The organism is Pseudomonas sp. MNR3A (genome assembly GCF_009650575.1).
In the GTDB taxonomy this organism is placed as follows: Bacteria; Pseudomonadota; Gammaproteobacteria; order Pseudomonadales; family Pseudomonadaceae; genus Aquipseudomonas; species Aquipseudomonas machongensis.
In genome coordinates, this window is record NZ_VZZS01000030.1 from 135405 (window position 1) to 148013 (window position 12609).

12 protein-coding genes are annotated in these 12609 nt (G+C 64.1%); all 12 read right to left on the bottom strand.

The window, feature by feature from the left end:
- Positions 1-12: 12 nt before the first annotated feature.
- Positions 13-1407 carry a flagellar hook-length control protein FliK gene (locus F6X62_RS20910; protein ID WP_153774588.1) on the bottom strand — a complete coding sequence of 465 codons (1395 nt, stop codon included), beginning with the start codon at positions 1405-1407 and terminating at the stop codon, positions 13-15.
- A 72-nt stretch (positions 1408-1479) separates the two neighbouring features.
- Positions 1480-1827: an Hpt domain-containing protein gene (locus F6X62_RS20915; protein ID WP_054891876.1), complete on the bottom strand. Its 348-nt coding sequence runs from the start codon at positions 1825-1827 to the stop codon at positions 1480-1482.
- Positions 1828-1876: 49 nt separating this feature from the next.
- Complete coding sequence (locus F6X62_RS20920) at positions 1877-3568, bottom strand: fused response regulator/phosphatase (RefSeq protein WP_153774589.1); 1692 nt, start codon at positions 3566-3568, stop codon at positions 1877-1879.
- A gap of 8 nt (positions 3569-3576) precedes the next feature.
- A complete protein-coding gene (locus F6X62_RS20925; RefSeq protein WP_054891878.1) occupies positions 3577-3882 on the bottom strand; it encodes an STAS domain-containing protein in 306 nt (101 codons plus the stop codon).
- 87 nt (positions 3883-3969) lie between these two features.
- The gene (gene fliJ, locus F6X62_RS20930; RefSeq protein ID WP_054891879.1) at positions 3970-4428 is read right to left on the bottom strand and encodes a flagellar export protein FliJ; all 459 of its coding nucleotides are present in this window, start codon (positions 4426-4428) and stop codon (positions 3970-3972) included.
- 6 nt (positions 4429-4434) lie between these two features.
- Positions 4435-5793: a flagellar protein export ATPase FliI gene (gene fliI / locus F6X62_RS20935; RefSeq protein ID WP_065862051.1), complete on the bottom strand. Its 1359-nt coding sequence runs from the start codon at positions 5791-5793 to the stop codon at positions 4435-4437.
- Positions 5783-6541 carry a flagellar assembly protein FliH gene (gene fliH, locus F6X62_RS20940; protein ID WP_153774590.1) on the bottom strand — a complete coding sequence of 253 codons (759 nt, stop codon included), beginning with the start codon at positions 6539-6541 and terminating at the stop codon, positions 5783-5785. Before fliH ends, fliI begins: the two co-directional genes overlap by 11 nt.
- A gap of 162 nt (positions 6542-6703) precedes the next feature.
- The gene (fliG, locus tag F6X62_RS20945) at positions 6704-7723 is read right to left on the bottom strand and encodes a flagellar motor switch protein FliG (RefSeq protein ID WP_054891882.1); all 1020 of its coding nucleotides are present in this window, start codon (positions 7721-7723) and stop codon (positions 6704-6706) included.
- A complete protein-coding gene (gene fliF / locus F6X62_RS20950; RefSeq protein ID WP_054891883.1) occupies positions 7716-9491 on the bottom strand; it encodes a flagellar basal-body MS-ring/collar protein FliF in 1776 nt (591 codons plus the stop codon). Before fliF ends, fliG begins: the two co-directional genes overlap by 8 nt.
- 14 nt (positions 9492-9505) lie before the next feature.
- Positions 9506-9838, bottom strand: coding sequence for a flagellar hook-basal body complex protein FliE (gene fliE, locus F6X62_RS20955; protein ID WP_054891884.1), 333 nt, complete (start codon positions 9836-9838; stop codon positions 9506-9508).
- A gap of 105 nt (positions 9839-9943) precedes the next feature.
- Complete coding sequence (locus F6X62_RS20960) at positions 9944-11317, bottom strand: sigma-54 dependent transcriptional regulator (protein WP_153774591.1); 1374 nt, start codon at positions 11315-11317, stop codon at positions 9944-9946.
- A complete protein-coding gene (locus tag F6X62_RS20965) occupies positions 11314-12531 on the bottom strand; it encodes a PAS domain-containing sensor histidine kinase (protein ID WP_153774592.1) in 1218 nt (405 codons plus the stop codon). Before F6X62_RS20965 ends, F6X62_RS20960 begins: the two co-directional genes overlap by 4 nt.
- Positions 12532-12609: the final 78 nt, after the last annotated feature.

A 12609-nucleotide genomic window follows, 5' to 3' on the forward strand; every position in this document is an offset into this window, starting at 1 on the left:
AGCCCCGAATGATCAGGCGTAGTAATCGACCGCACTGTCGCCGATCACCACCTGCTGCTCCACCGGCCGCGAAGCATCGGCCAGCTCACCGTCCTCGCCCGCCTCCCCGGCGCGACGCGCAGCGACACCAGACAGATTCGATCCCCCCTGCTGGGCCTGCTGCTGTTGCTGACGCGACTGGTCGGCGACGTTGACGTCAGGCTGGGCCAGCCCCTGCTGGGCGAACAGTTCGCGCAGACGGTACAGCTGGCTGTCCAGCGCATCGCGCACGCCGGCGTGACCACTGATGAAAGTCACCTGGGTGGCCTGGTCCGACGCGACATTGACGCGAATGTCCAGTCGCCCCAGCTCTGCAGGCTCGAGCTGGATGTCGGCCGACTTGAGGTTCTGGCTCGACAGGTACATGACGCGATTGACCAACCCTTCGGTCCAGGCCCCCTGATTCATCGCCAGGGGCTGGTGCAGCGGATTGGTCGGCGGTACGGCATGGGCAGTCTTGGCGGTGACGGCCTGGGTCAGGTTGGCCAGGCGATTGGCGAAGTCGTCCACGCGGGTGTCGCTGTCGGCATGCTTGACGTCCTTCAGACCATTGGACAACAGCTCGGAGAAGCCTTTTTCGCCAGGCTGTGATTGTCCGCGCTCGGATTCACCCTCAGGCTTGACCGCCAGGTTCGCCAAGGTATTGACGTTGGCCTGGGCACTGTCGTCCTGGGCCTGGGTCTTGTCACCCTGGCCAGAGGCGTGCGTCGAGGTGGTGCCTTTGGCCTGGGCGCTCTGCTCGAGCGCCAGGCGCAAGGTCGGCATGTTCGCCAGGGCGTCGGCCTCGGGATCGAAGTCGCTGTCGTCCTGCTCGGCTACCGGCGGCGCCAGCTCTTCAGGAACAGGTTGCGCAGCAGGCTGCTGGATCGCGGCCTGCAGCACCGGGGCGACGGCTTCGGCCTGGGCCTGGAGCAATTGCGCACCCGCCTGGGCGTCGGTCACCTGCCCTGCCACCAGGCTCGCGTCCAGGGAGCTCGAGTCGCTTGCCTGATTGGCGTCGCTGGAAGCCTGCTGGGTACTGTCACCCGCCTGTTGAGTGCTGTCGCTACCCTGATTGTTCTTGTCAGCGGCCGATGTGGCCTTGTTGCTGTTGGCTGGCAAGTTCTTGCCATTACCGGCAACCGGCGAAGATCGGTCGTTGCCGCCCTTGCCGCCGGCATTGAAGTCAGGCTTGTCCTTGGGCGCCGCTACAAAGGCCTTGTCGTTGCGCACCGGCATCTTGTCGCGCTGCTGTCGGGCCATCAGCTGGTCGAAGCCGCTGCCCTGGTTGCCCGGTGCTTGCGGGGTTTTGTCCGCCGCAGGACTGGTCGCCCGCGAGGTCGCGTTGGCGAGGCCGGCTTGCAACAAGGGATTGGATGCGACAGGCATTGAAACTCTCCACGCCAGTGAACCGAAATAGAATCTGGGTGAAGACAGGCAAAACTCGCGCCAATTTTGCCGTCAGCCTGCAGAAACCCGCTCGCGCTCGCTACGGTAGAAGCGCTGGACCTCGACGAACTCCTGGTCGATCCGATTGATCAGGTCCTCGATGCCATACAAAGGCTGTTGCCGCACACGCTCCTCGAGCTGCTGGCACAGACTGGCCAGGCCAACTGCGCCCATGTTGCTGCTGCTGCCCTTGAAGCTGTGGGCGGCCATCCCCAACTCGCTGGCGTCCTTGGCCTCGTGCAACTGACTGAGACGGCGCTCGGAGTCTTCCAGGAAGGTTTCCAGCAACTGCAGGTAGCCATCTTCCATGACCTCCTGCAGGTCGCTAAGGACCTTTTGATCGATATGCTCGTGTGTCACTTGCTCACTCCTTGATCAAGCTTGATTATGCCTCAATCGCCGAGGCCGCTCACCAACCGAACTCCACCCGCGCCCGCCGCCCCTCGTCGAGCCATTGAGCCTTGACGCCCAAGCGCTGTACCAACTGTAGCCCACGCCCGCTGAAACCTTTTTCCGACGCAGGGCGCCCCAAGACTTTCTCGATATCAAAACCCGTGCCACTGTCGCTGATCTCAACTGTCAGACGACCACCTGCCGCCATGGGTTCCACCCTCAGTGCGATCTGCACGAAGCCCTCGGACAACGCGGCCAGGCGCCGACCGCGTTCGCGGTAGTACTCGGCAAATCCCTCGGCATCCTGCTTGAGCCGTGAGTCCATGCCCAACACCCCGTGCTCCAGCGCATTGGAATACAGCTCACCGAGGACACTGTGCAACACCCCGCTGCTGGGACGCAGACCATGGATTTCCTGGAGGAACTGCAACAGATATGGCACCGGGTTGAAGCGCTTCAGGCTGTCGGCATGCAGCACCAGCGACAACGACCAATCCAGCGGACTGGAGCGACCGCTGTCGGAATACACCGGCGCCACAGGTGCCAGGCCACCAGGTTCGGCCATGCGGATATCGCACAGGCTGATGTCGTCTCGCGGCACACCACCAAAACGCTCCAGCGCCTGCATCACTTCATCGAACAGTCGCCCAGGATCGCGGTTGGCCGCCAACACCTCACGCAAGCGCTCCACACCAAACAATCGATCCGTCGCATCGCTGGTATCGACCACGCCATCGGACAGCAGGAACAATCGCTCCCCCGCTGCCAGCGGCAGTATGTCGGTGCGGTCGTCAAAATGCTCGGGCGCCAGGATGCCCAGCGGCAAGTGCCGGGATTGCAGCACAGACAGCACCTCGCCGGCGGCCGACAAACGATAGCCATCGGGCATGCCCCCGTTCCACACCTCGACCGTGCCACGCTCGAAACTCAGGTTCAGCAGCAGCGCACAACAGAACATGTCCACCGGCAGGATGCGCTTGAGCTTGGCGTTCATCTCGCGCAGCGTCTCGACCAAACCATAGCCCTTGGCGGTCATGCCATAGAACACCTCGGCCAGGGGCATCGCCCCCACGGCCGCCGGCAGGCCGTGACCGGTGAAATCACCCAGCAGCACATGCATGTCGCCCGAAGGCGCGAACGCCGCCAGCAGCAGATCGCCGTTGAACAATGCGTAGGGCGACTGCAGATAGCGGATGTTGCTGCTTCTCAAGCAACCGGAATGGGCGACCTTGTCGAACACCGCTTTGGCTACGCGCTGCTCGTTGAGCAGGTGATGGTGATGCCGGGCCAGTTCGTCGCGCTGCTCCAGCACCGTGGCCTGCAGCCGACGCAGGCGATCCATGGCGCCGATCTTGGCAGCCAGAATCACTGCGCTATACGGCTTGGCCATGAAATCGTCGCCGCCGGCTTCCAGGCAACGCACCAGCCCCTGCTCCTCGTTCATCGAGGTGAGGAAGATGATCGGTATCAACGCTTCACCGGCCATGGCCTTGATCCGTCGCGCCGCCTCGAATCCATCCATCACCGGCATCAAGGCGTCGAGCAGCACCAGGTCCGGCCTCTGTTCGGCGAACAGCGCAACGGCCTGCTCGCCGTTTTCGGCAGTGACCACCTCGTGTCCCTGGCGCCGCACGATCTGCGCGAGCAGCAAGCGGTCCGCGGCACCGTCCTCGGCGATCAGCACCCTCAATCCCTGTTCGGCGGGCATGAGCGGCCTCAGCTGACGTCGAACAATTTTTCGAAGTTGGAAATGGCGAGGATCTTGCGCACATCAGAACTGGTATTGATCACTTTGATATCCGAGTGGTCACCACCGGCGTGATCGCGCAACAGCAGCAGCATGCCCAGCGCTGAGCTGTCCAGGTACGTCGCATCCTTGAGATCCACCACGACCGAGTCCGGGGCCGGGTGCTGGCGCTCGTAGGCGTCACGAAATTCCTGATGCTTGCCGAAATCGAAACGGCCCTTGACCTTGATCGTCAGCTGCTTTTCGTCCGGTGAAAAATCAGTTTCGACTGCCATGCGTGCGATTCCTTCGATGATGGCTACGACTCAGGAAGGTTTAGCAGCAGCCCGGCTGGGCCGCAAGCGCAGCGGCTTTGAGCGGTGTCAGCCTGGAAAATGATTCTGCCTGGGCAAGCGCTGTGACAGCTCGTCGAGCAGCTTCTGCTCACGCTTGTCTTCGGCCCGGCGGGCTTCGTCCAGGTAACGCTGCACCAGCTTGCGCAGACCCTCGACCCGGGCGTAGGCCTGTTGCCAGGCGTCGCGGGCATTCTTGAGGTTGTTCTGGTGCCAGGTCAGGCTCTGGCGCTGCTGGGTCATGGCCGTTTCCAACTGCCCCAGAAAGCGCTGGTAGTTGACCAACCAACTGCCGCCAACGCCCTGGCTACCGCGGTTGATCCACTGCAACTGGTAGTCCTCGCGAAAACGCTCAAGCTCGGCGAGCTTGGCCTGCGCCTGGGCCACCAGTTGCTGGAAGTGGCCCATACGCTGGACAGCCTTGCGCTCGGCCTCCTCGGCCATCTCCACCACCGGCGAAAGGCGCGCGGCACGACTGGGCAGGGCCATGGCCTATCAGCCGCCCGCCGGCGGGGCGAACACCGCGCCCAGCTGCTCGCCGCTCTCGGCCATGCCGACACTCTCGTCCAGCCCCTGGCGCAAGAACGCCACCAGCTTGGACTGCAAGGCAATGGCCAGGTCGGTTTCCGGATCGCCACCGGCCACGTAGGCACCCACGCTGATCAGATCGCGACTCTGCGACAGGCGCGACCATAGTTGCTTGAACTTCTGCGCCTGGCGCAGATGGTCGGCATCCACCACCTGCGGCATCACCCGGCTGATCGAAGCCTCGATGTCGATCGCCGGATAATGCCCTTCCTCGGCCAGGCGCCGGGACAGCACGAAGTGTCCGTCCAGCACCCCACGTGCCGAATCGGCGATCGGGTCCTGCTGGTCATCCCCCTCGGAAAGCACGGTATAGAACGCGGTGATCGAACCACCACCCGCCTCACCATTACCCGCGCGCTCGACCAACTTGGGCAACTTGGCGAACACCGACGGCGGATAGCCACGGGTGGCGGGCGGCTCGCCGATGGCCAGGGCGATTTCCCGCTGCGCCTGGGCAAAACGGGTCAACGAGTCCATCAACAACAGGACATTCTTGCCCTTGTCGCGAAAATACTCGGCGATGCGCGTGCAATACATGGCTGCGCGCAGGCGCATCAGCGGTGCATCGTCGGCCGGCGAAGCGACCACCACCGAGCGCTTGAGCCCTTCTTCGCCAAGGATGTGCTCGATGAACTCCTTCACCTCGCGGCCCCGCTCGCCGATCAGGCCGACCACGATGATGTCGGCCTTGGTGAAGCGGGTCATCATGCCCAGCAGCACCGACTTACCGACACCCGTACCGGCGAACAGACCCAGGCGCTGGCCGCGACCGACAGTCAGCAGGCCGTTGATACTGCGGATACCCACATCCAGCGGCTGACTGATCGGATCACGGTTGAGCGGGTTGATCACCGGGCCATCCAGCGGCACCCAGTCCTCGGCCTTCATCCCGCCCTTGCCATCGAGGGCACGGCCGGCGCCATCGAGCACCCGTCCAAGCATGCTCATGCCCATGGGCAGGCGGCCGCTGTCGTCCAGCGGCACAACCCGCGCACCGGGGGCGATACCGGCGATACTGCCGACCGGCATGAGAAAGACCTTGCTGCCCGCAAAGCCCATCACTTCGGCCTCGACCTGCACCGGGTGGTAGCTGTCGTCGTTGATCACCATGCAGCGGCTGCCCACGGCGCCGCGCAAGCCCTCAGCTTCTAGGGTGAGGCCGACCATGCGCAGCAGACGGCCCTCGACCACCGGCTGCTCCGGCAGATTCACCGCCTCGGCATAGCCGCTCAGCCGCTTGGCGAAACTGGTGCGTTCAAGGCGCATCGGGGCTGTCCAGGTCGACCGACAGATCCGGCGCGGCAGGATGCAGTGACTGGTCGTGGGTCTGCTCGAACAACTGCGCCACGGCCTTCTCCATGCGGGTTTCCATGGTGGCATCGATGCGGCTGTGGGCCGTCTCGATGCGGCAACCACCTGGCAGCAGCGACTCGTCTTCAAGCAGCTTCCAGCTTTCCTCGTGGCGTTCGCGCAGGGCCTTGGCCAGCTCGAAATCCTGCGGATTGAGGTGGATGCGGATATTGTCTGCGCCCATCGGCAGCAGTTTCAGCGCCTCGCGCAACACATGAGTGATCTGGCTGGAATCGCTGGCCAACTCGCGACCAATCACCTGACGGGCGACATGGGCGACCAGGTGCACGAGGGACTTCTCGATCTGGGTATCCTGCTCGGCGATGGGCTCGAGCAGGTTGGCCATCAATTGCTCCAGGCTCGCCAGCTTGGCCGTCAGGGCCTCTTCGGCCTCCTGGCGCACCTTGAGCTGCGTGCTGTGGAAACCCTCGCGCTCGCCGGTGGCGAAGCCTTCGTTGTAGGCCTCCTGGCGAATCGCTTCGAGCTCTTCGAGGGTCAGCGGCTGGACTTCCTCCAGCGGCACTTCCTCGACTTCCTCGACCACCTCGGGCTCAGGTTCAGGTTCAGGCTCGGGCTCCGGATCGAAGCTGGGCAATGCCCATATATCGACACCCTCGAGGTCGCGGGCGCGGATCAGGTCGCTGGGATGTTCTTTGGTGGACATGCTGTCATGTTCTCGAAACCATGTTCAGCCAACGCGATCCCTGTGGGAGCGGGCTTGCCCGCGAAAGCGTCAGCAGGAGCAACGCGTGGCCTGACCTGGCGCCTTCGCGGGCAAACCCGCTCCCACAGGGTCAGCGCCAGTCAGAACGGTGCGCGAAATCGCTTAGATCATTTCCTCGGCACCCTTGCCACCGAGCACGATCTCGCCGGCCTCGGCCATGCGTCGAGCGATGGTGAGGATTTCCTTCTGCGCCGTTTCCACGTCGCTGACCCGCACCGGCCCCTTGGCCTCCAGGTCGTCGCGCAGCAGTTCCGAAGCACGCTTGGACATGTTCTTGAAGATCTTGTCCTTGACCTTCTCGTCCGCACCCTTGAGCGAGACCACCAGCACGTCCGAGGACACCTCGCGCAGCAGCGCCTGGATACCACGGTCGTCGACGTCGGCCAGGTTGTTGAAGACGAACATCAGGTCTTCGATCTGCTCCGACAGGTCGCTGTCGATATCGCGGATCGCATCCATCAGCTGGCCTTCCACGGAGCTGTCGAGGAAGTTCATGATGTCGGCAGCGCGCTTGATGCCGCCCAGGGTCGTGCGCGCGGCATTGGAGTTGCCGGAGAACTGCTTCTCGAGGATCTGGTTGAGCTCCTTGAGTGCCGCCGGCTGCACAGTGTTCAACGAGGAGACGCGCAGGACGATGTCCAGGCGCACCTTGTGGTCGAAATTGCTCAGCACTTCACCGGCCTGGTCGGGGTCGAGGTAGGCGACCACGATGGCCTGGATCTGCGGGTGCTCATAGCGGATGACATCGGCCACGGCACGCGGCTCCATCCACTTCAGGCTGTCCAGGCCGCTGGTGTTGCCACCGAGCAGGATGCGGTCGATCAGGCCGTTGGCCTTGTCCTCGCCAAGCGCCTGGTTGAGCATCTTGCGGATATAGCCGTCGGAGCCGACGCCCAGGCTGGTCTGGTCGCCGACGATCTCGACGAACTCGCTCATGACCTGCTCGACCTGCTCACGGTGCACGTTGCCCATCTGCGCCATGGCGACGCCAACCCGCTGCACTTCCTTGGGCCCCATGTGGCGCAGGACCTGGGCTGCATCGGTCTCGCCCAGGGACAGCAGGAGAATCGCCGCCTTGTCGACGCGGCTCAGCTTGGCGGTAACGGCTCGGTTGTCACTCATCGGCGTTGATCCACTCTTTCACGACCTGGGCGACACGGCCCGGGTCTTCGGCCACCAGGCCCTTGATTGCGTTCAGTTGCGCCTCATAGCCTTCGCTCGGGCTTGGCAACAGGATACTGCTCGGCCCGCCAAGGCTGACGCGGTCGTTGCCCAGTTCGCCGTCCAGGCCGATCATGCCGCCCAGTTCCATGTCGCTGTCGGTGGCCGCGCTCTTGCCGCCACCGGTGATGTTGTTGAGCACAGGGCGCAGCACGCCGAACACCAGCACCAGGATGAACACCACGCCCAGCACTTGCTTGATGATGTCCCAGAACCAGGGCTGCGAGTAGAACGGGATGTCGGCCAGCACTTCGCCACGGTCGGCGGAGAACGGCACGTTCATCACGGTCACGCTGTCGCCGCGGCTGGCATCGAAGCCGACCGCATCCTGCACCAGGCGAGTGAAGCGCGACAGGTCCTCGGCGCCCCAGGGCGCGCGGGTGGTCTCGCCGTTGGCATCGACCTTGACCTGATCGTCCACGACCACGGCCACCGACAGGCGGGTCAGGCGACCTTGCTGCTGGCGGGTATGGCTGATGGAGCGGTCCAGTTCGAAGTTCTTGGTGCTTTGCTGACGCTTGTCGGACGGATACGGTGCAAGCATCGGCTGGCCGGTGGCCGGGTCCATGATCTGCTGGCCGTTGGCATCGACCAGCGGCTGGCCGGGGGCGATGGCACCGGCCGGGGTACCGGTACCGGCAGCGTTCTCAGGTGCAGCAGCACCGGCTGGCGGCTGGTTGCTCAGCGCGCCGGGAACACCCTGCGGGCCCTGGCTGCTGGCACGCTGCTCGTTGACCGACTGCTCGCTGCGCAGCGCCGGCTGGTCAGGGTTGAACTGCTCGGAGGTGGATTCGACGGCGTTGAAGTCGACGTCGGCGGACACCTCGGCCTTGTAGCGGTCGTTGCCCAGCACCGGCTGCAGGATGTTGTGCACACGCTGGGTGAGCAGGCCTTCCATGCGGCGGGTGTAGTCGAACTGCTTGCCGGCCATGGTCAGCGAGGTGTCCTGCAACTGATCGGAGAGCAGATTGCCCTTCTGGTCGACTACGGTGACCTGCGACTTGTCCAGCTCCGGCACGCTGGTGGCGACCAGGTTGACGATGGCCATCACCTGACCGGCCTCCAGGTTGCGGCCCGGGAACATTTCGACCAGTACCGAAGCGCTCGGGCGGCGCTCGTCACGCACGAACACCGAGCTTTTCGGAATGGCCAGGTGCACGCGAGCAGCCTTGATGTTGTTCAGGCTGGAGATGGTACGCGCCAATTCGCCTTCCAGGCCGCGACGGTAACGGGTCGCCTCCATGAACTGGCTGGTACCCAGGCCCTGGTCCTTGTCGAGGATCTCGAAACCGATGTTGCCATCACTTGGCGCCACGCCGGCAGCGGCCAGTTTCATGCGGGCACGGGAGAGGTCATCGGCCTTGACCAGCAGTGCGCCGGAATTGGGTTCGACGGTGTAGGGAATATCAGCGGCGGCCAGGGTTTCCATGACCTGCTTGGTGTCCATGCCGGCAAGGCTGCCATACAGCGGACGGTAGTCCGGCTGCTGCGACCAGAGCACCACGGCAAAGCCGATGGCCACGCTGGCAGCCAGCCCGACCAGCAGACCGACCTGACGCAGCATGGGCATCTGCGAGATGTTTTCCAGAAACGCCATGCCGAACAGCGGCGGCTTGGCCACGGGCGGGCCACTCTTAGCGGGGGCGTTATCGACGACTGCTTCGGCCATGACTCAATTCGTCCTCAAACCGGCATCTGCATGATGTCCTGGTACGCCTGGACCAGCTTGTTGCGCACTTGGGTCAGGGCCTGGAACGACACACTGGCCTTCTGCGAGGCGATCATCACGTCGGTGAGGTCGACACCGCTCTTGCCGATCTCGAAGGCGTTGGCCAACTGGCTCGATGCCTGCTGGGTATCGCTGACCTTGTTGATGGCCTGGCCGAGCATGTCGGCAAAGCTGCTCTGGCCCGGGGCGAGCTCAGGCGCAGCGGCGACCTTGGGCAGCGACATGGCATCGGCCTGCATCGCGCGCATGTCCAACATCAGACGATTGAATTCAACACCTTGGCTCATGAACTTCTCTCTCCGGCGGCCGCATTTTTTTGACACTGATGCAGCGGGTAAAACGGTTAAAGCAACAAAGGTGCCAGCCTTCGCAAAGTCGCTCCGCAAAGGCACTTACCCGTACAGGCTGGCCTCGACATCCATCCCCGCATCGCGCATCTGCGCCAGCTTGTAGCGCAGCGTACGCGGGCTGATGCCCAGCCGTTCGGCAGCCTCCTTGCGACGCCCACGTTCGGCGCGCAAGGTATCGATGATCATCTGGAATTCATGACGACGCATATCGTCGCCCAGGCCACTGGACTCAGAAGCCGATTCGAGCGATGATGGCTCAGTGATATCACTGCTTAGTGGTGACAAGGGAATGGCGCCCGCCAGACAGAAATCCGCCGCCTCGATCACCCCACCCTGCTGCAGGATCAGCGCTCGCTGCAGCGCGTTGTCCAGCTCGCGCACGTTGCCAGGCCATGCGTGCGCCTGCAGGCATACCCGCGCTTCGGCCGACAGGCGAACCGGCGCATGCTTCATCTTGCCGACATGCTTGGCCAGCAGGCGCTCGGCCAGCGGCAGGATATCGGCGCTGCGCTCGCGCAGTGGGCGCCAGGCCAGCGGGAAGACCGAAAGGCGGTAGTACAGGTCTTCACGGAAGCGCCCGGCAGCGACTTCGCCAGCCAGGTCACGGTTGGTGGTGGCCAGCACGCGAATGTCCAGGGTGATCGGCTTGCGCCCGCCGACCCGCTCGACCTCCCGCTCCTGCAGCACGCGCAGCAGCTTGGCCTGCAGGCCCAGTGGCATTTCGGAAATCTCGTCGAGCAACAGGGTGCCGCCATCGGCTTGCTCGAACTTGCCCGCCTGAGCCGCGATGGCACCGGTGAACGCGCCTTTTTCGTGACCGAACAGCGTGGCTTCGAGCATGTTGTCTGGAATCGCCGCGCAGTTGATCGCCACGAATGGCTGCGCGGCGCGCGCCGAGCGCTGATGAATGTAACGCGCCAGCACTTCCTTGCCGGTACCCGACTCGCCCGAGATCAACACCGTGGAGTCGCTGCGCGCCACGCGGGCAGCCAGCTCGAGCAACTGCCGACTGGCCGGCTCACTGGCCACCGGCCCCTCCTCTTCGGCACCCAGGTGCCCCGCGGCATGACGATCGACCAGACTCAGCAACGCCTTGGGTTCGAACGGCTTGACCAGGTAGTCGGCAGCGCCCTGACGCATCGCCTCCACCGCACGCTCCACTGCAGCGTGCGCAGTCATCAGCAGCACGGGCAGTTGCGGGTGGTGACGACGCAGTTGCGCAAGCAGTTGATGGCCATCCATCCCCGGCATGTTCACATCACTGACCACCAACCCGAAGGCCTCTTCGGCCACGGCGTCCAGCGCCTCTTCTGCACTACCCACGGCGCGGTAGTCGAACCCGCCGATCTCCAGGGTATCGCCCAATGCCTGGCGCAAGGCACGATCGTCCTCGACCAACAAAACCTTGACCATCACTGCACCTCCGTCGATTGCCCGTCGATCAGCGGCAGCACCACCCGCACGCAAGTGCCACGCCCGACTTTCGAGAGCAGCTCAAGACTGCCCTGATGCGCCTTGACCACCGCCTTGACCACCGCCAGGCCGAGGCCGGTGCCGGTGGCCTTGGTAGTCAGGAACGGCTCGCCCAGGCGCGCCAGCAGCCGCGCGTCGATCCCGCTGCCAGCATCACTGACGCACAGGTGCAGGCTCTGCCCCCGACGCAACAGGTGTACTTTCAGGCGCGCGGGCTCCGAGCTTGCCTGCAGCGCGTTCTCGATCAGATTGAGCAAGGCGCCAACCAGGGTGTCGCGATTGCACAGCAACTCGCCCAAGTGCGTGTCGCACTGCCAGCGCACCGCATGGCCCTGCACATGGGACTGCGCAGCCTGTTGCAGCGCCTGGAACAATGCCTTTGGGGTCAGCCGGTCATTGAGCGGCAACTCGCCACGGGCGAACACCAACATGTCGCGCACCTGATGTTCAAGCTCGTGCAGACGCTCCTTCAGGCTGCCGGCGAAGCGCTGACGGGTTTCCAGAGCCAGGCCGCCCTGGTCGTCGGCCAGATGGCTGGCATAGAGCATGGCCGCCGACAGGGGCGTGCGAATCTGATGCGCCAGCGAGGCAACCATGCGCCCCAACGACGACAGACGCTCGTGACGCGCCAGTTGTCCCTGCAGGCGACGGGTTTCGGTCAGGTCGTTGAGCAGCACCAACTGACCGGGCTCGGCATCCAGCGAACGGGTGGCAATGGACAAGCGTCGACCGTCACGCAGTGACACCTCGTGGCCGTCATCCTCTCGCGGCGCGAAGCTGCGGGCGATGACCTGGCGCCAGAGCTCACCGACCAACGGCGCACCGAGCAACTCACAGGCGGCAGGGTTGGCTTCGCGCACATAGCCCTGGCCGTCGATGACGATCACCCCGCCAGGCAGCAGATCCAGCAAATGCTGCAGGCGGTTGGCCAGACGCTCCTTTTCACCCAGCTCGGCCATGCGCTGTGCGCCGACCACCTCCAGCTCGCCCTTGAGCTCGCTGACGCGGGCCTCGAGCATGTTGTACGACTCACTGAGCTGGGAGGAAACCTGGTTGAACAGGGCGAACGCCTGCTCGAGCCCTTGTCGACTTTCCTGTTCGACCGGGGTGCGTCCCTGCTGCTCAGGGGCTCGGGAGATGTGGGCGGCCTGGGGCATCGTGCTCTCTCGCATGGCTGACCGTCATAAAAACGGTACTTTGCCTGCGGTGTAGCAATAGCCGTGCCGGGGATGGGG